Source organism: Streptomyces sp. BK340, assembly GCF_007827595.1.
GTDB lineage: Bacteria > Actinomycetota > Actinomycetes > Streptomycetales > Streptomycetaceae > Streptomyces.
Map to the genome: position 1 here is coordinate 124,000 of NZ_VISR01000021.1, position 23,044 is coordinate 147,043.

The following is a 23,044-nucleotide window of genomic DNA, read 5'->3' on the forward strand; positions in this document are numbered from 1 at the left end:
CCGAGCAGTCCACAGAAAGGTGAGGATTGTTCATGATCCTGCAATGACCTGCGCGGGGGCTTGTTGTCGGCCGCGCGGAGGGCGGGACGGGGGCAGACGGCGCGGGTCGCGATCACCACGCCACGGCGTCGAACAGAGCCGCCGGGTCCGGTTCCCGGCCGTGGTTCAGGGTCTGCTCGGCCCAGATGACCTTGCCCTGCGCCGCGTAGCGGGTGCCCCAGCGGTCCGCGAACTGGGAGACCAGGAACAGGCCGCGGCCGCCTTCGTCGGTGGTGGCCGCACGCCGCAGCCGGGGTGAGGTGTTGCTGCCGTCCGACACCTCGCAGACCAGAGTGCTGCCCAGCAGGATCCTGACCCGCACGGGCGGAGCGCCGTACCGGATCGCGTTGGTGAGCAGCTCGCTGAGGATCAGTTCCGTGCCGAACGCCGACTCCTGCAGTCCCCAGTCGTACAGGCGGCGGCTGACGTCCGTACGCACCCGGGACACGGCCTGCGTATCGGAGGGCACGTCCCAGGTCGCCACCTGGGACGGGTCGAGCAGCCGGGTCCGGGCGACGAGCAGCGCCACGTCATCACCCGGTTTCTCGGGCAGCAGTGCCTCCATGAGGGCGCGGCAGGTCTCCTCCGGCGTCTGGTCCGCGTGGGCGATGGTCGAGCGGAGCAGGCCCAGGCCCTCGTCGACGTCCCGGGACCGGTTCTCGATCAGGCCGTCCGTGAACAGGACCAGCCGGCTGCCCTCCGACAGGGCCAGCTCGCCGGCCTCGAAGGGGTGTCCACCCACCCCCAGGGGCGGCGACAGGGGGAGGCCGGGCATGGTGACCGTGCCGTGTTCGTCGACGACGGCCGGTGCGAGGTGGCCGGCCCGGGCGACGGTGCAGCGCCCGCCGACCGGGTCGTAGATGGCGTAGAGGCAGGTGGCGCCGGTGAGCGGTGCACGGTCGTCGTCGGCGTTCGCCGTCTGGGTGTCCAGGCGGGTCACCATCTCGTCGAGACGGCTCAGCAGTTCGTCCGGGGCCAGGTCCAGGGAGGAGAAGTTCAGCACGGCGGTCCGCAGGCGTGCCATGGTCACGGCGGCGTGCAGCCCGTGCCCGACGACGTCGCCGACGGTCAGCGCCACCCGGAAGCCGGGCAGGGGGATGACGTCGAACCAGTCGCCGCCCACACCGGACTGCGCCGGCAGGTAGCGGGAGGCGATCTCCAGTGCGTCCTGGTGCGGCAGGTCCAGGGGCAGCAGGCTGCGCTGGAGCGTCACGGCCATGGCGTGCTCGCGGGCGTACCGGCGCGCGTTGTCGATCGCGACGGCCGCCCGGGCGACCAGTTCCTCGGCCACGGCGACGTCCTCCTCCTCGAACCGGGCGGAGCCGGCGCCGCGCCAGAAGTTGGCCATGCCGAGGACGGTCCCCCGGGCCCGCAGAGGGACCGTGACCAGTGAGTGGATGCCGTAGTCGAGGGCCCGTCGTGCTCCTTCCGGATCCTGGGCCCGCCAGTCCTGGGCGGTGTGCAGGTCGCGCACCAGGACGGCCTTGCCGCGCTGCAGCGCGGCCACCATCGGTGTGTCCGCCACCACGAACCGGATCAGGTCTCCCACCGGCTGCAACGGATGTCCGGCCCGTGATTCGCTGAGCGCGGTGCGCCGCATGCGCAGTACGGCACCGGTGGGTTCCTCGCCGCGCAGCACGGAGTCGAGGACTTCCACGGTGACGACGTCGGCCATGCGCGGGACCGCCACCTCCGCGAGCTCCTCGGCCGTACGCCGTACGTCGAGTGTGGTGCCGATCCGCGTGCCGGCCTCGTACAGGAACGACAGCCGGCCCCGCGCCACCTCGGCCTGCCCGGACAGGGCTCTCAGCTCCGTGGTGTCCCGGAAGGTGGCCACCAGGCCCTGCGCGCCGTCGTACGGTGCGATGTGCCGCGTGTTCACCGCCAGCAGCCGGTCCCCGGCCGGCATCACCTCGTCGGAGACGGCCTCGCCCGACGCCAGCAGGCGTCTCAGGCCGGACCCCAGTCCCAGGTCCGTCACGTGCCGCTGGTCGGCGTCCTCGGGCAGGTCCAGCAGCCGGTGTGCCTCGTCGTTGGCGAGCAGCAGTCGCCCGTCGCCGCCGACGATCAGGACTCCCTCGCGCACCGCGTGCAGCACGGCGTCGTGGTGCTCGTACATCTGGGTCATCTCGGCGGGCCCGAGTCCGTGGGTCTGCCGCAGCAGCCGCCTGCTGACGAGAGCCGCACCGCCGGTCGCGAGCACGAGTGCCCCCGCCGCCGCGCCGAGCAGGAGCGGAAGCTGCTGGCTCAGCACGTGGCCCAGGGTCTCGTACTCGATGCCGGCGCTGACCATGCCGATCACGCGTCTGCTCGCATCCGTCACGGGGACGACCGCGCGCACGGCGTCGGCCGGCCGGCCGTGGAAGGTCTCCGTGAACGTCTCCCCCGCGGCGGCTCGGCCGACGCCCTGTGCTTTCGTCCCGATCAGGGCGGGGTCGGGGTCGGTGAGCCGGACCCCGTGTTCGTCCAGGACGGTGACGAAGTCGACGCCGGATCCCAGCATCGCCCGCTCCGCCGGAGCCTGCAGCCGTGCCGAGGGATCCGGTGACTGCAGCGCGAGTACGGTGCCGGGTGCGTGCGCGAACGCCTCCGCCGCGGCCAGTGAACGGTCCTTGGCGTTGCGCTCGGCGTCGTACCGCCCCTGCACCACCAGTGCGGCCGCCGCCACCGCGACCAGCAGCAGCATGATGAGTGCCTGCAGCAGGAAGACCTGTGCGGCGAGCGTGCGGACACTCAGGGACGGCCGGAGGCGGCGTCCGTGCGACGGCCAGGGGCCGGTGCGGCCACGACGGGTACGGCGGGGCGGATCGGACGACCGCCCCGGGCCGTGCGGCGTCGCCGCTCTCCCCCGTGGCCGGCGGGAGCGTCCGCTCATGCCCCTTTTCTAACACTGCGGCAGCGTCCGCTCTAGGCGGGCGGCTCCTCGCCCGGTGGGGTCCGGCAGCGTATGGCGAGGGCCGCGATGTCGTCGTTGAGGCGTCCGCCGCTGTAGTGGAGCAGGTCCCGGTGAAGCCGGTCCAGCAGCTCACGGGGCGGCGCCGGGCCGAGCCGACGCATCCAGTCCGGCAGGGGGAAGAACGCGCCGTCGCGGTCCCTGGTCTCCGTTACGCCGTCCGTGTAGAGAAGCAACTGGTCGCCGTCGGAGAAGTTGACGGTGTCAACGATGTAGTGGTCGCCGATGTAGTGCTCGTCGAGGAGCGTCGCGAGGTTGAGGGGCGGCGAGGGCATGCTCGACTCGAGGACGCGGACCTCCCCGCGCTGCACGAGCAGGGGTGGCGGGTGCCCGCAGTTGAGAATTCTGATCTGCCCACCGCCGTACGGGATCTCGGCGATGAGCGCGGTGGCGAAGTGCTCGGGCTGGTCCGGGGCGGGGGAGGCAAGGCTGTGCCGGGCGATGCTGGCTTCCAGGCGGCGGATGATGCTCCTCAGGTCGGGCTGGTCGTACGCGTTCTCCCTGAAGCAGTTGATCACCGCCGAGGCCGCTCCCACCGCCTGCAGCCCCTTGCCGCGCACGTCACCGATGAGGAGCCGGACGCCGTACGGGGTGTCGGCCGCCTCGTAGAAGTCGCCGCCGATCCGGGCCTGCTCCTGGGCCGCCAGGTACAGCGACTCGATCTCGACGTCCTGGATACGGCGCGGCAGCGGGCGGAGCAGCACTTTCTGGGCCGCGTCCGCGACGAGCCGGACCTGGAAGAGCATCTCCTCGCGTTCGAGTCGCAGATGGCTGGCGTAGGCGGCCGCCAAGGTGACCGCGATGATCGCGGCACCCGTGTACGGCGTCCCCAGGTCGGAGTAGACGAGGCTGAGCCCGATCATGACCAGCAGGCAGAACGCCCCCAGCAGGATCGTCGGCACGACGGTCCACAACGCGGCCGCGAGGGCGGGTGCTGCGGGCAGGAGGCGGCTGAAGGCGATCTCCCTCGGCGTGGCGAAGGCCAGGCCGGCGATGAGGAGCGTCAGGATCACCGGTGACAGCATCACGGGGTCCCGTCGGCCGCCCAGCGGAGGGCGACGCTGGAGCCGTCCCGACCTGATCACAAAATGCATCTTAACGGGATGTTGCGGACAGCACGCCATGTAGAGGTGCACACGCGCGGTCGGTGATCAGCCGCTCGCAGCGGCAGGAGCCGGGGTGGCGGCGGGTACGGGGGAAAACCCCCGGAGGCCGGGTGGGGCAGCCCTCGTATCCGCCGGGTGGCTGGCAGGCTTCTTCGGGCCCTGGCCCGTCCCCAGAATTTTCGGCATGACGATTTCCCCTGATGCCTCCGTGGCGACCCGGGCCGCCGACGCGTGCGCCGGCACGCCCGACCCCGGCGCCGGCAGCGACTTCGCGAGACTGTCCCAGCGCATAGGCGAAGCCGGTCTGCTGAAGCGGCGCCCCGGTTACTACACGGTACGGCTCGGTCTCGTGGTCGGACTGTTCGTCGCGGGCTGGGGAGCCTTCTTCGCGCTCGGCGACACCTGGTGGCAACTGGCCGTGGCCGCGTTCCTGGCCCTCATGTTCGGGCAGGTCGCCCTGGTGGCGCACGACCTGGCACACCGGCAGGTCTTCCGGCGGCGTCGGCACAGCGAGATCTGGGGACGGCTGTTCGGCAACCTCGGCATAGGCATGAGTTACGGCTGGTGGATGAACAAGCACACCCGCCACCATGCCAATCCCAACCATGAGGAGCTGGACCCCGATGTCGCCCCGGACATCCTGGTGTGGTCCACCGAGCAGGCCCGCGCGAGCAGCGGCGTGGCCCGTCTCCTCGGTGGCCACCAGGCGCTGCTGTTCTTCCCGCTGCTGACCCTGGAGGGCTTCAATCTGCACGTCGCGAGCCTGCGGGCGCTGCGTTCGCCGTCCATGCGGAACCGGCGGCTCGAGGCCGCTCTGCTCCTGCTGCACATCGCGGGTCTGCTCACCGCCCTGTTCCTGGTGCTCTCACCGGGGAAGGCGGTGGCGTTCCTCGCCGTGAACCAGTGTCTGTTCGGCGTCTACCTGGGCTGCACCTTCGCCCCCAATCACAAGGGCATGCCCACGGTCACCGGTCCGCAGAGGCTCGACTTCCTGCGCCGCCAGGTGCTGACGTCCCGCAACGTGCGTGGCGGCCGGTTCACGGACGTGATGCTGGGTGGGCTCAACTACCAGATCGAGCACCATCTCTTCCCGAGCATGCCCACGGTCCACCTGCGGCGGGCCCAGGTGATCGTGCGGGAGTACTGCGCCGAGATCGGGGTGCCGTACCACGAGACGGGGCTGATCCGGTCCTACCGCGAAGCCCTGGCACACATGTACCGGGTGGGAGAGCCGATCCGGCGGCAGCGCAGGGCGTGATCGCGCCGGCCCGGCGCCCCCAGGTCGTGCACCCGGGGGCACCGAGCCGGTCGGGGCGGCTCGGCCGACGCCCTGCGGTCCGGTCGTCAGTGGGCGTGGTGGCCCCGGGTGAACGGTTCGAAGGTGTGGCTGAACTGCCAGGTGTCCTGGGCGATTCCGGAGCAGGAGTTGGCGCCGGCGGTGCCCACGCAGCCGCCGTTGTCGCGCTGCAGGGCCCAGAAGGAGAGGGTGTCGATCCCCTTGGCCTCGGCCCACTTCTCGACCGTGGCCGCGTTCTGCGTGGTGAAGGTCTCCTCGGGGCCGTAGTCGTCGACGCCGGGCATCTCGGTGACGCCGACCATGCTCCACAGCTTCGCCGGGCTCTTCTTCGGGTGGAGGGCGGCCAGTTGGCCGTACAGACCGGCGGCGGCGCTCTCGGTGTCCGCCGCCATGTCATGGGTGGCGCCGTCGTAGTAGTCGAACGTCATGATGTTCACGACGTCCACCCGGGCGTGGTTGTCGACGGCGTTCTGCAGCAGGGCCACGCCACTGGGCGCGAGGCCGGTGGTCGTCGTCGGCAGGGTGTAGGAGAACTGCAGGCTGTGGCCGGTGCGTTCGGCCCAGCGTTCGGCCTTGGCGACGGCCTTGTTCCGGCGGTCGATGCCCGCGGTGTCGGTGATGGAGTCGGCCTCCACGTCGAGGTCGATGCGCGTGATGCCATAGGTCCTGACGAGACTCTCGTACACCGCGGCGATGGCGTCGACGCTCGTGCAGCTGTCGGCGAGTTCGGTGCCGGTGGTGTCGGCACCGTAGCCGCCGAAGGAGGGGATGACATTGCCGCCGCGGGCCTGGATCGCGGCGATGTCGCCGCCGAAGACCGACGGGGAGATCGGCTGGGTCGTGTCGCCGTTCCAGTACGTCGCACAGGAGCCCGCGGCGGGCGTCTGGAGGAAGGCCATCGTGAGGTACTTGTTGCCCGACTCCGCGGCGAGCGCCGACGGGCTCTCGCCGGTCCACGTCTCCAGGTACGGGGCCGCGACATGGGCGGGCATGGGCCGGGCGTGGTGCGGGGACGGCTGCGACGAGGCGTGTGCTCCGCCTCCCCCGAGGACAACCAGCGCGGCCGACAAGGCAGTTGCGGTCATGCCGGACAGCAGCGCATGAACAGGACCGGTTCGTCGCATTGACGCTCCCATGGCGAAGTGAGCAGGCGGGGACAGCGGGAAGACCGCGAGGACGGATGTGCGTGAGGTCGAACCGGGTCCATAGTTGGACTAGACCAATTAACTGTCAAGGTTCTTTACAATCAACTGACCAAGCCTGCGCGGATGAACACCACGTGTGTGCCGGGCAGTTCGCTGCTGCCCGCGGCGCCGCGAGCACCGTCAGCTGCGGGACGCAGCCGAGGGAGCGGTCAGTCCTCCGCTTACAGGCCGGCCTTGTCGCATGCGCGGCGGAGCGCCGGGGGGCAGAGCTCCTCGATGGTGTAGAGGCGGTCCTTGATGAGCGTGCGCCGGATGTCGGCGACGGTCACCGCCTTGGGAGTGAGCAGGACGGTCGGAATGTTCTTGGTGGTGGGGCTGTCGACCGTCGTCATGGCGATGTCGCGCACGCTCTCGCCGCGCCCGAGGGCCACGGCCATGGCGGCGGCCTCCCCGGCTTCCGACGGGAAGGGCTTGTAGACCGTCATGAGCTGCTCGCCCTTGATGATGCGCTGCACGGCTTCGAGGTCGGCGTCCTGGCCGGTGACGGGAGGGAGATCGCGCACCTGCGCGCTCTTGAGGGCGGAGATGACACCGGCCGCCAGCGAGTCGTTGGCGGCGAGGACGCCGTCGATCCGCCCCGGGCCCATGGCGGCGATGGCGGCGGACATGTTGTTGTGGGCGGTGTCCGTGCTCCAGCCCGGTGTGTCGTACGACCGGCGGATGTTCACCTTGCCGGTGAGGACGGACAGCGCCCCCGCCCTGAACCAGGCCGCGTTCGGGTTGGTCGGATCGCCGTTCATCATGACGATGTTGCCGCCGTTCGCCTTGTCACCCATCGCCTTGAGGAGTGCCTCGGCCTGCAGCTTGCCGACCTTCGCGCCGTCGAAAGTGACGTAGCCCGAGATCGGCCCCTCGGCCAGCCGGTCGTAGGCGACGACCGGGACGCCCGCCGCGTGCGCCTGCTGGATCGAGGAGCGCAGCGCCTTGACGTCCGTGGCATCGATGATCACGACCTTGACCCCCCTCAGGACCATCGAGTTCATCTGTTGCTGCTGTCTCGTCACGTCGTTGTCCGCATTGGCGTACTCCAGGTCGCACCGGGGACACAGACTCTTCAGCCGCTTCTCGATCAGCGGCTTGTCGAAGTGCTCCCAGCGGGGCAGTGTCCGGCTCGGGAGCAGCAGCCCGACGGTGAAACCGTCCGCGCCCGTCTTGTCCTTGCCCGTGCAGGCGGCCACGGGCAGCGCCAGGAGCGGCGCCACGAGCACCGCGACGACATGCCGGGTACGGGCTCTCACAGCGGATCCTCCTGGTCCGTCCAGAGCCCCGGGCGCGGGCGATCCGGATCGGGCGGCGGTACGACGATCTCGCTCCACACCTGCTTGCCGCTGGCGACCGGCATCGAGCCGAACGACTCCGACATCGCCTCCACCAGCATCAGGCCGCGGCCGCCGGTCGACTCCCAGTCCACGATCACCGGCTTGGCGGGCGCGCGTGGGGAGGAGTCGCTCACACAGACCCGCACCCGGTCCCCGCGGAGCGTCAGGTCGACGCGGACCGTCCCCTGGGTGTGCACCAGGGCGTTGGTGACGAGTTCGGAGACGACCAGCAGCACCGAGTCGGCGACCTGCTCGATGTGCCAGCGGCGCAGCGTGCGCGAGGTGAAACGGCGGGCGTGCATGACGGCGTCCGGCAGCCGCCACACCGCCCAGCCGGCCCGTATCGGCCGGGTCTTCATGCCGTCGTAGCGCAGCAGCAACAGCGCCACGTCGTCCTCACGGCGGCCGACGTCACCGAGCAGTTCGTCGGCCACCCGGCCCGGGTCCGAGGGATCGGCGGCGGCGAGCGCGGCGCGGGTGCGCAGCATGCCCTCGTCCAGGGGCAGGTCGGCGGCCTCGACCAGACCGTCGGTGACCAGGGCGAGCAGCGTGCCGGGGGCCAGCGCGACCGACGTCATGGGGAACTCCGCCTCCGCGGAGATGCCCAGCGGGAGCGAGCCCTCGACCTGCACCTCCTCGGTACTGCCGTCGGGATGCCGTACCAGCGGTGCGAGATGTCCGGCGCGGACGAACAGGGTGTTGCCCTGCTCCATGTCCAGTTCGGCGTAGCAGCAGGTGGCGAACAGGTCGGTCTCCATGCCGACGAGGAGCCGGTTGGCGTGGGAGACGACCACGTCGGGCGGGTGGCCCTCCACCGCGTACGCCCTGACCGCGGTGCGCATCTGCCCCATGATCGTCGCCGCGCCCGCGCTGTGCCCCTGCACGTCTCCGATGACCAGTGCCACCCGGTCCTCGGAGAGGGCGATGACGTCGTACCAGTCGCCGCCCACCTGCAGCCCGCGCCGGGCCGGCAGATAGCGGGCGACGGCCGTCCCGCCGGACAGCTCGGGCAGGCGCCGGGGCAGCAGACTGCGCTGCAGCATCGTGGCGAGTTCCTGCTCGGCGTCGTGTGCGTGGGCACGCTTGAGGGCCTGCCCGACCAGCGCCGCGGTGGCGGTCAGCAGGGAGCGTTCCTCGGGGGCGAACTCGTGCGGCCGGTCCCAGCCGATCAGGCACAGGCCCGCCGGCCGCCCCTTGGCGGGCAGCGGCAGGACGGCGAGACCTCCGGGACCGATGCCGTTCAGTCCGGGTTCGAGGGCGGTGCCGGCGGGCCACAGGTCCATGCGCCCGTCCCGCAGCGCCAGCCGCAGGGTGGGCAGCGCGCTGACGGGTGCGTCGGGCCACTGCGAGCGCCACTCGCTGCGCCACGCCTCGGGCCAGGCGTCGGGCTCCGGCGGGTCGAGCACGGTGACCATGAGCCGGTCGTCCTGCAGCTCGGCGAGCGCGACCCGGTCGGCGCCGAGCGGCTCCCGGAGGGCGGTGACCACCACCTGGCTGACGTCGGCGACCGTGGTGGCGTCGTCGAGTGCGGCGGTCAGCCACTGGATCCTGGAGACGTCGTCCGTGCTCCGGGGCAGGACCGAGGTCGCCGTCACCACACCCAGCACCTGGTCGGGCCGGTCGTCGCCGCCGGGGAGCACCCGGCAGCTCAGGCTCAGCCAGCGCATCTCACCGGTCGGGCGGCGGACCCGGAACTCCAGCACCCGGCCGCCGAGCGCGTGGGCGGACGGCTCCAGGACCGACATCAGTGCGTGCATGTCCTCCGGGAGGGTGTGTGCGAGCAGGGTGTCCGCCTTGCCGTCGAACTCGTCCGGCGTGATGCCGACCATGTCGAGGAGAGCCTCGTCCGCATCGACCAGGCCGGTGTCCGGCACCAGGGCGAACGAGCCCACGCGCAGCTGCCGCAGCGCGGGACCCAGCGGGGCGGGCGTGGTGCCCCCGACCGACGTCTTGAGCTGGCCGGCGACCGCGTCGGCGTACCCCTCCAGGAAGCGCTGCTGCTCGGGCTCGAAGCCGTCCGGGCACATGCCCACGGCGACGAGACAGCCCAGCCGCCGGCCCTCCGCGCGCAGCGGCAGTGTGCCCAGTGACGTCTCGGCGCGCGGCGCGGTCGGGCCGCCGTCGGGGAAGGAGGCGAGTGCCGTGGGATTCAGCCACAGGGGACGGCCGGTGCGCAGGGCCTGGGCCGCGGGTGAGCCACCGGAGACGACCAGGCGCTCGGGCAGCCCGTACTCGGAAGCGGGCCGGCCGGCCGTCTCCACCAGCAGAAGCTCTTCCGACCCGGCACCGAGCACATAGACCGCTGCCAGCGCCGCTCCGGCGTACGTCAGTACGCGCGCACTCGCGGTGGCCTCGGGCACCGGCGGCGGGCCGGCGCCGGCGGGGTCGGCGTCGGTTGCCCGCAGCTGTGCGACACCGGCCCGGGCACTGCCGTCATGAGGCATGTCCGCACCCACCTCCCGTCCAGGCCGAGGTGCCGACAGGGTGTGACGAGGGCCTTAGACCAGAATCGCATATGCGGACCGACCGGACAGGTCGACGGCGTGCCGGCCGGGTTCGCGGATCACTGCGGCCGGTGTCACACTGACGACGTGGTCGTCCTCGCGGCCAGCCCGTTCAGAGAGGTCTCTCCGATGAAGACCTTCATGGGGAACGCGGCCATGGCGATGGCCGTCGTCTCGGCGATGTTTGCCGTAGCGGCCTGCGGAACGGACGCCGGGAACGCCGCGGCCCGGGGGAACTCGCCGAAGATCGGTGTGCTGCTGCCGGACTCCACCACCGCGCGCTGGGAGACCCAGGACAGGCCGCTGCTCGAGAAGACGGTCAAGGACCTGTGCCACGACTGCGTGATCGAGCACGCCAACGCCAAGAACGACGTGGCCATCCAGCAGGAGCAGATGGACTCGATGATCACCGAGGGGGTCGACGCCATCCTGCTCGTGCCCGTGGACGCCAAGTCGATGCGCCCCTCGGTCCAGAAGGCGCATGAGGCGGGCATCCCGGTCATCGCCTACGACCGGCTCGCCGAGGGCCCGATCTCGGGATACGTCTCCTTCGACGGGAAGGAGGTGGGCAGACTCCAGGGCCGAGCGCTGTTGCAGGGCCTGGGCGACAAGGCGCACGGCGGCCAGATCGTCATGATGAACGGCGATCTCGCCGACCCCAACGCGGTCGCGTTCAAGGAGGGCGCCCTGTCCGTGCTCAGAGGGAAGGTGAAGATCGGCAAGTCGTACGACACGCTCCAGTGGCGGCCCGAGGTGGCCAACATGAACATGAGCGGTGCCATCGCCGCACTCGGCGCCGAGAACATCCAGGGGGTCTACGCCGCCAACGACGGCCTCGCCGGCGGGAGCATCTCCGCGCTCAAGGCGAACAAGGTCCGCCCACTGCCCCCCGTCACCGGCCAGGACGCCGAACTCGCCGCCGTGCGGCGTATCGTCAAGGGTGATCAGTACCAGACGGTCTACAAGCCGTTCACCCCCGAGGCCTCCTCCGCCGCCGCCATGGCCGTGGCCGCGGCCCGCGGTGAGAGCCTCGACCGGATCGCCACGGGCAAGGTGAGGACCCGCAGCGGGACGGAGGTGCCGGCCGTCATGCTCACCCCCGTGTCCGTGATCGCCTCCAACATCAAGAGCACCCTGGTGAAGGACGGCGTGTACTCGGTCCGGCAGATCTGCACCCCCCGGCTCGCGGCCGCCTGCAAGAAGGCCGGGCTCACCTGACAGCGCGGTTCCCCGACCGCGACCGTGCCCCGGGAAGGAGATGGTTCTCGTGCCGGCTCCCCCCTTGCTGGCGCTCCACGGCGTGTGCAAGCGCTTCGGTGTCGTGGATGTCCTGACCGACATCGAGCTGGAGATCCACGCCGGCCAGGTGCTCGCTCTCATGGGCGACAACGGGGCCGGCAAGTCCACCCTGGTCAAAGTGATCTCCGGCGTCGCCCCCGCGGACAAGGGCACCATCGAGTGGGAGGGCCGCCCCGTCCACATCAGACGCCCCCATGACGCCCGCGCCCTGGGCATCGCCACCGTCTACCAGGACCTGGCGCTGTGCGGGAACCTCGACGTCGTCGGCAATCTCTTCCTCGGCCGGGAGATCCGCAGGTTCGGGTTCCTCGACGAGGTGGAGATGGAGCGCCGCAGCAGACACCTGCTGGAACGGCTGACCCGGGGCATCCCCGATCTGCGCGGCCCCGTCGTCTCCCTGTCCAGCGGCCAGCGGCAGACCGTCGCCATCGCGCGCTCCCTCCTCGGTGAACCGCGGGTCCTGCTGCTGGACGAACCGACCGCCGCGCTGGGGATCGAGCAGACCGCCGAGGTCCTGGACCTCGTGGACCGGCTGCGCGACCGCGGTCTGGGCGTGCTGCTCATCAGCCACAACCTGGGAGACGTCAAAGCCCTCGCGGACCGGGCCGCCGTGCTGCGGCTGGGGCGCAACAACGGGTTCTACGACGTGAACACCGCTTCTCAGGAACAGATCATCTCCTCCATCACCGGTGCCACGGAGAACGTGCCCCGCCGGATGGCTCACCAGGAGTCGGGGTGGTGAAAGGGATGCACGACATGGCGGACCACACGCGAACCGAATCCTCCGCACCCACCGCCGAGGCCCCCCGGCCGCACCCCATGCGGGCGGTCACCCGGGCCATGGAGCGCGGGGCCGCCGTCGTCGGTCACAAGCTGCGCGCCGGCGAACTGGGCTCGCTCCCCGTCATCCTGGTCCTGGTCCTGGTCTGGATCATCTTCCAGTCCCTCAACCAGAACTTCCTCTCCCCCCGGAACCTGTCCAATCTCAGCGTGGACATCGTGGGTACGGGTCTGATCGCGGTCGGCATCGTCTTCGTGCTGCTCCTCGGTGAACTCGACCTGTCGGTGGGCTCGATCAGCGGCCTCGCGGCGGCGGTGTTCGCCGTCCTGAACGTGAACCGGGGCATGCCGGAATGGCTGGCGCTCATCGTCGCGCTGCTCTCCGGAACCGTGGCGGGGACCATCCAGGGCTTCTCCTTCGCCAAGGTCCGGGTCCCGGCGTTCGTCGTCACCCTCGCCGGGCTGCTGACCTGGAACGGCGTCATGCTCGCCGTCCTCGGGACGAGCGGCACCGTCAACCTCGACGAGAACGGGCTCGTCGCCAAGCTGACCAGCTACTACTTCACCAACGACGCCGCCGCCTACGGCCTGGCGGCCCTCGGCACGGCCATGGTCCTCCTCGGGTTCCACCTGGACCGACGGCGCCGCAGGGCCGTCGGCATGCCGTACCGCTCCGTCCGGAGCATCGCGGCACGTACGGCGGTACTGGCGGTGATCACCTTCGCCGCCGCGTACGTGCTCAACCAGTTCCAGGGTCTGCCGCTCGCCCTGCTGATCTTCCTCGTGGTGGTGGCCGGCCTCGACGTCCTGCTCCGGCGCACGCACTACGGACGGCAGGTCTACGCCCTGGGAGGCGGGGTCGAAGCGGCCCGCCGGGCCAGTCTCAGTGTGCTGCGGGTACAGACCGCGGTGCTCGCGATATCGGGCACCATGGCCGCGCTGGGCGGCCTGTTCCTGGCCTCCCGCATCACCTCGGTGAGCCAGGGTTCGGGCTCGGGGGTACTGCTGCTCAACGCCATCGCGGCCGCCGTGATCGGCGGCACCAGCCTGTTCGGGGGGCGCGGTACGACGTGGTCCGCGGTGCTCGGCATCCTGGTCATCCAGTCGATCGCGTCGGGCATGGCGCTCACCGACACGCCCACCGCCGCGCAGCTCGTGATCACGGGCGGGGTGCTGTTCGCCGCGGTGGTCATCGACTCGCTGTCGCGCCGCTCGCAGGAGGCACACGGCCGGGCATGACGCGAGCTGCGCCGAACGGTCAGCGCCTTCGGTGCCGGACCGTCAGAGGACGGTTTCCTCCTCCGGGACGACGACCTGGTCGACCATGTGCTGGATCTTCTCGGTCGGCAGGGCGACCGCCAGGGCCCAGTAGTAGACGAGGAGGCTGAACGCAGCGACTACGCCGATGTCCCACCAGAGCGGGAACCAGGGGTGCTTGAGGGGCCCGAAGTCGCTGAGGAAAACGATGAGGCCCATGCCGACGAGGTAGACGGGCAGCCACTGTGCTGCGCGCAGGTCGAGCTGGGGCGTGATCGGGTTCATCTTGAACACGCGGTTGGCGATCAGGATGACGTAGCCGATGAGGATGGCGACGCCGAGCTTCCAGTCGGTGTCCCACCCGGACCACAGGATCAGCAGGTTGGCCACGACGAAGGCCAGCGGCGACATCCAGCTGCCGCCGGGCAGCCGGTAGGGGCGGTGGGCGTCGGGCAGCCGGTTGCGGAACACGCCGAAGGACAGCGGGGCACCGGCGTACATGAGCACGCTGGCGCTGGTGATCAGCCCGACCAGGGAGCGCCAACTCGGGAAGGGCAGGAAGCAGATGCAGCCGATGACGAACGCGGTGATCAGGCCGACCCACGGGACGCCGCGCCGGTTGGTGGCCTCGAACGCGGTGGGCACGTAGCCGTTGCGGCTGAGGCCGTACGAGACCCGGGAGGAGCCGGTGATGTAGATCAGACCGGTACCGGCCGGTGAGATCACGGCGTCCAGGTAGAGGATCGTCGCCAGCCAGCCGAGGCCGATGAGCGTGGCGACCTGGGCGAATGGTCCGCTCAGCGCGGTGAACGCGGAGGTGGCCCAGTGGCTGCCGATCTGGGACGCGGGCAGGGCCGCGAGGAAGCTCACCTGCAGCAGGATGTAGATGATGATGCCGAGGACGATGGATCCGATCACGGCGCGCGGGATGTCGCGCTTGGGGTTGGAGCTCTCGCCGGCGAGTTGGTCGGCCTGCTCGAAGCCGAGCAGGGCGAAGATGATGCCGCTGGTGGAGACGGCGGACAGGATGCCCTTGGCCCCGTAGGGGTTGAATCCGTCGGCCGCGGTGAAGTTGCCGGTGTGGAACTGGGCGACGGCCAGCACGAAGATCGTCACCAGCGGGACGCCGACCTTCCACCATGTGGCCGCGCTGTTGGTGCGGGCCAGCAGACGGATGCTCAGGAAGTTGACGGCCGTGATGACCGCCATCAGAGCGACAGCGACGGCGATGCCGGCCGGGGTCAGGACGTGCTCGCCGCCCTGGATCTTCTCCCAGCCGCTCGCCCAGGAGTAGTGCTGGGCGTAGGTGATCATCGCCAGCACCTCGATGGGCGCCACGGTGGCCGCCTGCAGCCAGGAGAACCAGCCGAAAGAGGCCCCGGCGGCGCCGCCGAAGGCGTAGTGCGGGAAGCGGGCGGTGCCGCCGGAGACCGGATACATGCCGCCGAGTTCGGCGTGCACCAGCGCCAGGATCAGGATGGCGAGGCCGCCGATGGCCCAGGAGATGATCGCCGCGGGGCCGGCCGCCGCCAGTGCCGTCTGAGCACCGAACAGCCACCCGGATCCGATGATCGACCCCTCCGAGGCCCAGATGAGCCCGATGAAGCCGATCTCGCGCCGCAGCCCGGGGTGGTGGGTTCCTGAGGCAGGTGCCGTTTCCGATGTGGCCATGCCCCACACCCCCTCAGTAGGTGATGCTCACCACCATCGTGCCACGGTGTGGCCCCACCGGCGGTTGGGTGCGACGCCGAGGACTTGGCGGTGCGGCGGGCGTCAGATCACTGCCCTGCGGTGGCCCTCCGCTGTGCCTGGTCGAACTCGGACAGGGGGTCGCCGCCGGCCTGCCAGGGCCACCCGGTGACGGCGCCGCCGATGGCCTCGAACACCGGACGGGCCTCGTGGCGCCGGTCGGCGGCCATCAGCGCGTAGGCGAGGACGTTGAGGTCGGCCAGCGTCTTGGCATGGCGCAGGAACCCCGGCTGCACCCAGGTCACGGCCACGCGGTCGAGTGCCTGGGCGGCCATCGCCTGGGACCAGTGGTTCCGCGCCACCAGTGCTTCGAATCCGCCCCGGCCGAGGACGGACTGGTACTGCAGGACCTGGGCGGTGAGTTCCGTGACCGCGCAGGGCGCGTTGGCCGGCATGCGGGCGCACAGGGCGTCCACGAAGTCCAGGACCTGGATGCGGGAGCCCGCTTCCTCGGGGGTGAGATAGCCGAGCATGCTCAGGTAGGCCTCGCGGTTCCAGCGGTCACGCGCGAGTACCTCGTTCCACACGCCGAACACCTGGGACTGCTCCCAGCGTTGCAGGCGGGCCAGCCCCAGCAGCACCACCCAGGGAGTGGGGTCCTCGGGGACGATGTCGGCGGCACGGAGACAGGCGTCCGTGGCGTCACCGGTGTCCTCCGGGCGCCCCTGCGAGCGTGCGCGTGCCAGCTGGGTCCACGCGTGCAGCACGAGCGCGCTCGCGTTGCGCGGCTCGCGCGTGGCCCAGGACCGCGGCAGATGCGAGTCGGCCAGGAAGTCCGCCAGGGTGCTCAGGCGGTGCGTCCGGCGGTCCCAGTCACCCGGTTCCTGGTCCAGGAGCCGGGTGATCTGCGCCGCGCACAGGTCCGTCGTCGCGATCGTTCCGGTCCTCGTGGTCGCCAGCAGGGACTTCAGCAGCCTGCCCAGGTCCTGGTCGTCGAGTTCCGGGGCGAGGCGTACCCGCTTGCGGCGACTTGAAAGAAAAGCCATGTCGGGAGGCTAGAGGCGGCCAGGAATAACGCAAGGTTTCAGCCAAGATCGTTATGGATTACACGAATCACCAGGGTCATCGCGTACCTGGCTCAGGCGGTCAGTTCCGTCTGGGCGGCCGGCGCTGAGACGAGGGGATGGCGGATGTACCACTCGGTGGAGAGGAGCCGCTTCCGAGCCTCCCGGGGAAGACCGGCGACGAGGCCGGGTACGGCTCCGCGTTCCACCTCGGTGCGATGAGCCAGTACGGCGGCGACCTTCTGCTCCGTCCAGGGGCCGACGTCGACGGTCGCGGTGACCTGTTCGTCCGGAACGCTGTAGACGGCCTTGTGCACGCCGACCGCGTCCCTCAGCGCCGGCACGGCCGAGTCCGGGTGCGTGGCCAGGTAGAGGGCACACGGTTGCCAGGGGGCACCCGCATCGGGGTAGAGCCGGTCGAGCCCGGCCGCCTGGGCCGCGAGCACGGCCACCCGGTGAGTGTGCACGTGGTCCGGATGGCCCGTCAGCCCGCCGTACGCGTCGTGGGTGACCATGATCGCCGGGCGGAACTCCCGGATGTGGGCCACCAACCGCTCCACCGCCTCGTCCAGCGGAGCGTCGCAGAACCGCGCACGCCCCGGGGCCGATCGAGGCACCCGCGCATCGGCGTAGCCGAGCATCCGTGGCGCGTCGGCCCCGAGGATGCGCAGCGCGTCGGCCAACTCCGTGGCGCGCGGGGTGCCGGCCGCCCAGGTCGATGTGACAACTCCGACGCGGGCACCCGCAGCCGCGTGACGGGCGAGCACTCCCCCCGCGAACAGCGACTCGTCATCCGGATGAGCGAAGACCGCGAGCAGGCTCGGCACGGGCATGGGGGGGCCGCCTTCCGGGGAGGGGGCTGGATCATAGACCGGGGGGCGGGGTCTGCCTGTGGTCAACTGGCGGGATGCCGCAACTCAGTCCCGTCGTAAGCCATTTGCAGGGGCCGCCACCACCCCGATAACGCCGATCCCTCCGTCGCGGCGGGACCGCCCGAACTCGCCGCGACCGCGTGCCCCCGCTCCCAAGCCATCAGCAGCCGCTCTCCGCCGTCCGCGCCCTCGGCGAGCCGGATGACGACCTTCTCGTCGCTGCCGTACAGCCCGACCCAGTCGCGCCAGGTGCGGCGGGCGGTCGCACCGTCGGCCCACTCCCCCGTGACCGCCGGGCCGCCGGCCACGAACTGGAGGTGGACCAGGTGCGTCGTCACGGCAGCGGCTCCAGGGCGCGAGCCCGGCGGCGCAGCTCCACCCGCGCCGCCGGGGTTCCGGCCGGGCCGGACCAGTAGGGGTGCCACAACAGCCGCCCGGACAGTGCCAGCAAGCGGCGGCGCAGGGCGGTGGGGTGCACCGGGTGCGGCGCGGCGAGTGCTGCGTATGTGCGGTGCCAGTCCGCCTGGAGCCGCAGGAGGTCGGGCGGGAAGGGAACGTGCTCCATGCCTTCGATTAGGCCACATGTTCGATTTCTGAGCCAAGCCGACACGTGTCTGCGCTGCTGCGACTGAGCGCTTCCGCCGAGCAGGCGCCCAGCCCGTCCGTCACCGTCAGTGCGGCCAAGAGCGCCGCCGGATGCGCCTGCCAGCACTGAACTGCCGATCGGCCGTGGTCGATTCCGGCATCGGTCGGGCGGGCCTCGGCGACGAAGGCCGTCCGGGCCAGGCCCCTTCCGGGAGCTGATCACCAGAGCGTAATCTGCATGCCGCGCACAGGATCTGCACGCCACGGTCGGGGGGAGACCGCATGCAGCACCGTTCGACGCCACTCGCCAGGAGTCTGGGTGCGGCGGCCCTGCTGTCGGCAGCCGTCGCATGGGGCACGGCCTCGATCCAGGAATACGCCGACGGCCCACGCCCGGACGTTCTCCTGCCGCTGGCCCTGGCGGCGGTGTTCGTCGTGGGCTGGCTGCCGGCCGCTCGGTCGGCGCCCCTCGTGAAGCCGCTGCCGACGACTGCTCCTCCCCGGGATACGGTCCCCGGCAAGCGCGCACGAGCCGCCGGCGGTGAACGTCCTGCCCGCCGGTGATCCGGCGCGCGGCTTCTTCGCGGAGCTGGCCGCGCTCCACGCCGAGGGCGGTGGCCCGGCGGCGGGCCGCCGGTTCGCGCAGACGGTGCGCGGCGAGGGGACGTATCGCTGGCCGGACGACCTGTGGCAGCGGTTCCTCAGCAACCAGGACCATCTCTTCGGATCCGAGTGGCCGGGCTTCGTCGCCTTCCAGCCCGACGAGGCCGCGCTGGGGGCGGCGCCCTTCCCGATCGTGCTCGGCGCCGGTGCCGAGGACCGCGGGCTGTACTACGCGCGGCCCTCCGTCGAGATCGCCCGTCGGATCGGGTCGCCCTGGACCGAGTTTCCCGGCATCCACATGGAGTTCCTCCGCGGCCTGGTGGCGTTCGCCGCCGCGCTGCGGACGCTGGCGACCGGGATGCACACCGGCGGGGGCCGGGTGCCGGAGCTGTGGGAGGTCAGTCCACCGGCACCGAGTCCGGCAGGCCCAGCGCCGCGGACACCTGGCGCCAGATGGCCGTGAGGGCGCCGTCCAGGGTGACCGTCGGGTCGCGGAGCATGAGGCGGATGCCGTAGCCGTCGCTCAGGGACAGGACGAGTGTGCTGAGGCCGTCCACGTCGGTCGGTGTGAACTCGCCGGACTCGATGCCGCGTCGTACCGCGTCGGCCACCCAGGTGTGCAGCTGCGCGTACAGGTCGACGGCGAAGGTCCGGGTGGTCTCGTCACGCAGGGCCCGGGCCCACAGTTCCTGCCACAGCCGCCAGTCCTGGCGCAGTTCGGGATCGGTCGGCAGCAGGCTGCGCAGGGTGCGGGCCAGGATGACGGCCGCCGGAGCCGTGTCCGCGTCGCGGTCGACGTCGAGGGCGGTGTTGGCGAAGGAGTGGGTCATCGCCTCGGTGAACAGCTTCTCGCGCGTGTCGAAGTGGTAGTGCAACAGCGCCGTGGACACACCGGCGCGCTCGGCGACCATGCGCATGCGGATCTTCTCGAAGCCGATCTCCGCGATGACCTCGCACGCCGCGGTCAGGATGCGCTCGCGTGTGTCTGCCGTGCGCACCTTCGTGGACACCCTGCGGCTCCCCTCGTTCGGTGGTCGTACGCCGTGACCATTTTCCCTCATCGCGGCCTCGCCGGTGCCGCGGCCTCACGTCGGTGTTCTTCGTACACGTGGAAGCCCCGGCCGGACTTCCGTCCCAGCAGACCGGCCTCCACCATCCGGGAGAGCAGCGGTGGGGGTGAGTACTGCGGCTCGCGGAACTCGGCGTACAGGGATTCGGCGATGGCGCGGGTGGTGTCCAGGCCGATCAGGTCCGTCAGGGCGAGCGGGCCGAGCGGGTGCGCGCAGCCCAGGACCATCCCGCGGTCGATGTCCTCGGCCGTCGCGCTGCCCGACTCCAGCATGCGGACGGCCGCGAGGAGGTACGGGACGAGCAGCGCGTTGACGATGAATCCGGCCTTGTCCCGGGTCCGGACGACCTCCTTGCCGAGCCTGCCGGTCACGAAGTCCTCGGCCCGTGCCGTGGTGGTGGGCGAGGTCAGCAGCGACGGGACGAGTTCGACGAGCCGCAGGACCGGTACGGGGTTGAAGAAGTGCACGCCGACCACGCGGTCGGGGCGGGTGGTCGCGGTGGCGAGCCGGATGACCGGGATGGACGAGGTGTTGGTCGCGAGGATGGTGTGGTCACCGGTGATCACGGAGTCGAGGCGGGTGAAGACGTCGAGTTTGAGGCTCTCGTCCTCCGGCACCGCCTCGATCACCAGGTCGTGGTCGTGCAGGGCTTCGATCTGGTCGACCACGGTGATCAGGCCCGTGGCGGCCTCGCGTCGTGCGGCGTCGAGCCTGCCGTGTGCGACGGCCCGGTCGAGCGAGCGGGTGATGCGCAGCAGGCCCGCACGGGCCGCCTGCGTGTCGCGTTCCACGATCGTCACCGGCACGTCGGCGCGGGCGCAGACCTCCGCAATGCCGGCGCCCATCAGGCCGCAGCCGACGACCCCCACTCGCTCGATCCCGGTCATCCGTCTTCCTCTCCGATCTGTTGTGACGTACGGGTGTCAGGCGACGGGCAGGTCCAGAACCCCCGTGCCGCGCCGGATGAGTTCGTTGGCGATGATCAGCCGCTGGATCTCGGAGGTGCCCTCCCAGATGCGGTCCACGCGCAGCTCGCGGTAGAGCCGCTCGACGGCGTACGAGCGGTCGTACCCGCGGCCGCCGTGGATCTGCAGGCAGCGGTCGATCACCCGGCCCGACGCCTCGCTCGCCGCGAGCTTGGCGATGGCCGCCTTGGCGTGCAGCGTCTTGCGGTCCTCGGCCGAGGCCTGGTCGATCTCCCAGGCGACCTGGTGGGTGTAGGCGCGGTTGACGGCGATGTCCACGGCGCAGTCGGCGAGCATGCCCTGGATCAGCTGGTACGACGCGATCGGCGCCCCGAACTGCTCCCGCTCCACCGCCCAGTCACGGGACAGCTCCAGCGCCCGCTCGGCCGCGCCCGTCGTGCGGGCAGCGATCATCAGCCGCTCCTCGGTGAACCAGGAGCGGGTGATGTCGTACCCCTCGCCGATACCGCCGAGCAGGGCGTCCTCGCACACCTGGACGTCGCTGAAGGTGAACTCGGGGTGCTCGTAGACGAAGGTGTGCATGAAGCGCGGCACCCTCGTCATCTCGATGCCGGGGGTGTCCTTGTCGACGAGGAACAGGGTGGGCGCGCGGTCCGGGCCCACCGCGGCGAGCACGATCATGAAGTCGGCGTGGTCGCCGACGGTCACGAACCACTTCTCGCCGTTCAGCACCCAGCCGTGGTCGTTCTTCGTGGCCGTGGTGGCCAGGTTCTGCGGGTCCGAGCCCGCGCCGGGCTCGGTGACGGCGTAGCAGTCGCGCCGCTCGCCCCTGATCACCGGGACGAGGAAGCGCTCGCGCTGCTCCGGGGTGCAGAACCTCAGGGCGTTGGCGGGTCGCCACACCATGTCCCACAGGGCGCCGGTGAGCCGGCCCAGTTCCTCCTGCACGGTGACCTGCTCGGCGATGGTGAGTCCGGCGCCGCCCCACTCGGCCGGCATGTTCACGGCCTGGAGTCCGGCGTCGAGGACCGCGTCACGGATCTTGGCGTGGGCGCTCGCGGGGAGGCCGTTGTCCTCCTCGCACTGGAGCTCGTAGGCGGCGATGACGTCGGTGAGGGCGCGCGCGTCGGCCTTCAGCTGTGCCTGGCGCGGGGTGAGGCGGAAGTCCATGGAAGTCCTCGCTGTGGGGTGATCGGGGGTGGGCGGGTTTCAGTGCGTGGGCAGGGCCAGGGCGCGGGTGCCGCGCTTGATCAGCTCGTTGGCGATGATCAGTCGCTGGATCTCGGAGGTGCCCTCCCAGATCCGGTCGACGCGCAGCTCCCGGTACATGCGCTCGACGGGGTAGGTACGGTCGTAGCCGCGGCCGCCGAAGATCTGCAGACAGCGGTCGGCGACCCGGCCGGCGGCCTCGCTCGCGGCGAGCTTGGCGGTGGAGGCCTTCGCGTGCAGCGTCTTGCGGTCGGTGCCGGGCTGGTCGGCCTCCCAGGCGACCTGGTGGGTGTAGGCGCGGTTGACGGCGATGTCCACGGCGCAGTCGGCGAGCATGCCCTGGATCAGCTGGTACGACGCGATCGGCGCCCCGAACTGCTCCCGCTCCACAGCCCGGTCGCGGGCGAGCCGCAGGGCCCGCTCGGCTGCGCCGACGGTGCGTGCCGCGATCATCAGGCGTTCGTCGGTGAACCACTCCTTGGTCAGCTCGTAGCCGTTGCCGACGCCGCCGAGGACGTCCTCGTCGGCCACGAAGACGTCGGTGAAGGTGAATTCGGGGTGTCCGTTGACCGCGGAGTGCATGAAGTGCGGGACCCTGGTCATCTCGACTCCGGGCGCGGCCTTGTCCACGAAGAACAGCGTGGGCTGCCGCTCGGGGCCGGCGTCCGCCTGCACCAGCAGGAAGTCGGCGATGTCGCCGCAGGTGACGAACCACTTCTCCCCGTTGAGCAGCCAGCCGCCGTCGGTGCGGGTGGCCGTGGAGGTGCCGGAGGACGGGTCGGATCCCGCGCCCGGCTCGGTGACGGCGAACGCGTCGAACTTCTCCGCGCGGATCACCGGCAGCAGGTACTTCTCGCGCTGCCGCTCGTCGCCGTACGCCAGGACGTTGGCGGGCCGCCAGGGGATGTCCCAGAGGCAGTTGGTGACCTTGCCGAACTCCTCCTCGACGATGACCTGGTCGAGCAGGCTGAGGCCGGCGCCGCCCCACTCGGCGGGCATGTTGATGGCGTAGACGCCGGCGTCCCTGGCGGCGCGGGTCAGTTCGGTGACGAGCTCTTGCGGCAGGGGTCCGCCGGCCTGCTCGGACTGGTCCTCGTAGCGCATGAGCAGGCGCGCGTACTCGGCGGCGCGGCGTTTCAGGTCTGCCTGTTCGGGGGTGTAGCGCATGTCCATGGGTGCCTCTTCGGTCGGCGGGACGGCGTGCGGGACGGGTGGGGCTGTGGCGGGTCGTACGGTGGCGGTGGGGCGGTGGGCCGGTGGCGCTGGG

Annotated in this window: 20 protein-coding genes; 6 read left to right on the forward strand and 14 right to left on the reverse strand. The window is 71.0% G+C overall.

Annotated features, from left to right (window positions below):
- Positions 1-112: 112 nt before the first annotated feature.
- Together FB157_RS31175 and FB157_RS31180 are read right to left on the reverse strand one after the other, a co-directional pair.
- Positions 113-2,914 carry a SpoIIE family protein phosphatase gene (locus FB157_RS31175; protein ID WP_186581772.1) on the reverse strand — a complete coding sequence of 934 codons (2,802 nt, stop codon included), beginning with the start codon at positions 2,912-2,914 and terminating at the stop codon, positions 113-115.
- A 32-nt stretch (positions 2,915-2,946) separates the two neighbouring features.
- Positions 2,947-4,077 carry a PP2C family protein-serine/threonine phosphatase gene (locus tag FB157_RS31180; protein WP_385172411.1) on the reverse strand — a complete coding sequence of 377 codons (1,131 nt, stop codon included), beginning with the start codon at positions 4,075-4,077 and terminating at the stop codon, positions 2,947-2,949.
- A gap of 205 nt (positions 4,078-4,282) precedes the next feature.
- Here FB157_RS31180 and FB157_RS31185 point away from each other — a divergent pair, with 205 nt between their 5' ends.
- The gene (locus FB157_RS31185; protein ID WP_145883994.1) at positions 4,283-5,356 is read left to right on the forward strand and encodes an acyl-CoA desaturase; all 1,074 of its coding nucleotides are present in this window, start codon (positions 4,283-4,285) and stop codon (positions 5,354-5,356) included.
- 86 nt (positions 5,357-5,442) lie between these two features.
- Here the strand turns inward: FB157_RS31185 and FB157_RS31190 are convergent, their stop codons facing one another.
- The 3 genes from FB157_RS31190 to FB157_RS31200 form a co-directional block, all read right to left on the reverse strand.
- Complete coding sequence (locus FB157_RS31190) at positions 5,443-6,480, reverse strand: chitinase (protein WP_261386651.1); 1,038 nt, start codon at positions 6,478-6,480, stop codon at positions 5,443-5,445.
- Positions 6,481-6,761: 281 nt separating this feature from the next.
- Positions 6,762-7,838 carry a sugar ABC transporter substrate-binding protein gene (locus tag FB157_RS31195; RefSeq protein WP_145883996.1) on the reverse strand — a complete coding sequence of 359 codons (1,077 nt, stop codon included), beginning with the start codon at positions 7,836-7,838 and terminating at the stop codon, positions 6,762-6,764.
- The gene (locus FB157_RS31200; RefSeq protein WP_145883997.1) at positions 7,835-10,363 is read right to left on the reverse strand and encodes a SpoIIE family protein phosphatase; all 2,529 of its coding nucleotides are present in this window, start codon (positions 10,361-10,363) and stop codon (positions 7,835-7,837) included. The genes FB157_RS31195 and FB157_RS31200 overlap by 4 nt, the downstream gene beginning before the upstream one ends.
- Positions 10,364-10,552: 189 nt before the next feature.
- On the opposite strand from FB157_RS31200, the gene FB157_RS31205 reads away from it, so the two are divergent.
- Genes FB157_RS31205 through FB157_RS31215 form a run of 3 tightly spaced genes read left to right on the forward strand, consistent with a single transcriptional unit; the run spans position 10,553 to position 13,741 of the window.
- Positions 10,553-11,641, forward strand: a complete 1,089-nt coding sequence (locus FB157_RS31205) for a substrate-binding domain-containing protein (protein WP_145883998.1) — start codon at positions 10,553-10,555, stop codon at positions 11,639-11,641.
- A 40-nt stretch (positions 11,642-11,681) separates the two neighbouring features.
- Entirely contained in the window at positions 11,682-12,464 is a 783-nt protein-coding gene (locus FB157_RS31210; protein WP_145883999.1) for an ATP-binding cassette domain-containing protein, read from the forward strand.
- Positions 12,465-12,469: 5 nt separating this feature from the next.
- Positions 12,470-13,741: an ABC transporter permease subunit gene (locus FB157_RS31215; protein ID WP_145884000.1), complete on the forward strand. Its 1,272-nt coding sequence runs from the start codon at positions 12,470-12,472 to the stop codon at positions 13,739-13,741.
- A 42-nt stretch (positions 13,742-13,783) separates the two neighbouring features.
- Here FB157_RS31215 and FB157_RS31220 read toward each other — a convergent pair whose 3' ends face one another.
- The 5 genes from FB157_RS31220 to FB157_RS31240 all read right to left on the reverse strand — a co-directional run bounded on the left by FB157_RS31220 (position 13,784) and on the right by FB157_RS31240 (position 17,949).
- Positions 13,784-15,430: an APC family permease gene (locus tag FB157_RS31220; RefSeq protein WP_145884001.1), complete on the reverse strand. Its 1,647-nt coding sequence runs from the start codon at positions 15,428-15,430 to the stop codon at positions 13,784-13,786.
- 107 nt (positions 15,431-15,537) lie between these two features.
- Complete coding sequence (locus FB157_RS31225) at positions 15,538-16,494, reverse strand: hypothetical protein (protein WP_145884002.1); 957 nt, start codon at positions 16,492-16,494, stop codon at positions 15,538-15,540.
- Positions 16,495-16,586: 92 nt separating this feature from the next.
- A complete protein-coding gene (locus FB157_RS31230; protein WP_145884003.1) occupies positions 16,587-17,345 on the reverse strand; it encodes a PIG-L family deacetylase in 759 nt (252 codons plus the stop codon).
- Positions 17,346-17,407: 62 nt separating this feature from the next.
- Entirely contained in the window at positions 17,408-17,722 is a 315-nt protein-coding gene (locus FB157_RS48805) for a hypothetical protein (RefSeq protein WP_261386652.1), read from the reverse strand.
- Positions 17,719-17,949: a hypothetical protein gene (locus FB157_RS31240; RefSeq protein WP_145884004.1), complete on the reverse strand. Its 231-nt coding sequence runs from the start codon at positions 17,947-17,949 to the stop codon at positions 17,719-17,721. Before FB157_RS31240 ends, FB157_RS48805 begins: the two co-directional genes overlap by 4 nt.
- A gap of 302 nt (positions 17,950-18,251) precedes the next feature.
- Here FB157_RS31240 and FB157_RS31245 point away from each other — a divergent pair, with 302 nt between their 5' ends.
- Together FB157_RS31245 and FB157_RS31250 are read left to right on the forward strand one after the other, a co-directional pair.
- Positions 18,252-18,533: a hypothetical protein gene (locus FB157_RS31245; protein ID WP_145884005.1), complete on the forward strand. Its 282-nt coding sequence runs from the start codon at positions 18,252-18,254 to the stop codon at positions 18,531-18,533.
- On the forward strand, positions 18,511-19,035 hold the full coding sequence (locus FB157_RS31250; RefSeq protein WP_261386653.1) for a hypothetical protein: 525 nt from the start codon (positions 18,511-18,513) through the stop codon (positions 19,033-19,035). The genes FB157_RS31245 and FB157_RS31250 overlap by 23 nt, the downstream gene beginning before the upstream one ends.
- Here FB157_RS31250 and FB157_RS31255 read toward each other — a convergent pair.
- Genes FB157_RS31255 through FB157_RS31270 form a run of 4 tightly spaced genes read right to left on the reverse strand, consistent with a single transcriptional unit; the run spans position 18,971 to position 22,950 of the window.
- The gene (locus FB157_RS31255) at positions 18,971-19,582 is read right to left on the reverse strand and encodes a TetR/AcrR family transcriptional regulator (protein ID WP_145884006.1); all 612 of its coding nucleotides are present in this window, start codon (positions 19,580-19,582) and stop codon (positions 18,971-18,973) included. The genes FB157_RS31250 and FB157_RS31255 overlap by 65 nt on opposite strands.
- A 47-nt stretch (positions 19,583-19,629) precedes the next feature.
- Positions 19,630-20,529, reverse strand: coding sequence for a 3-hydroxybutyryl-CoA dehydrogenase (locus FB157_RS31260; RefSeq protein WP_145884007.1), 900 nt, complete (start codon positions 20,527-20,529; stop codon positions 19,630-19,632).
- 36 nt (positions 20,530-20,565) lie between these two features.
- On the reverse strand, positions 20,566-21,738 hold the full coding sequence (locus tag FB157_RS31265; RefSeq protein ID WP_145884008.1) for an acyl-CoA dehydrogenase family protein: 1,173 nt from the start codon (positions 21,736-21,738) through the stop codon (positions 20,566-20,568).
- Positions 21,739-21,777: 39 nt separating this feature from the next.
- Positions 21,778-22,950: an acyl-CoA dehydrogenase family protein gene (locus FB157_RS31270; protein ID WP_145884009.1), complete on the reverse strand. Its 1,173-nt coding sequence runs from the start codon at positions 22,948-22,950 to the stop codon at positions 21,778-21,780.
- Positions 22,951-23,044 lie beyond the last annotated feature (94 nt).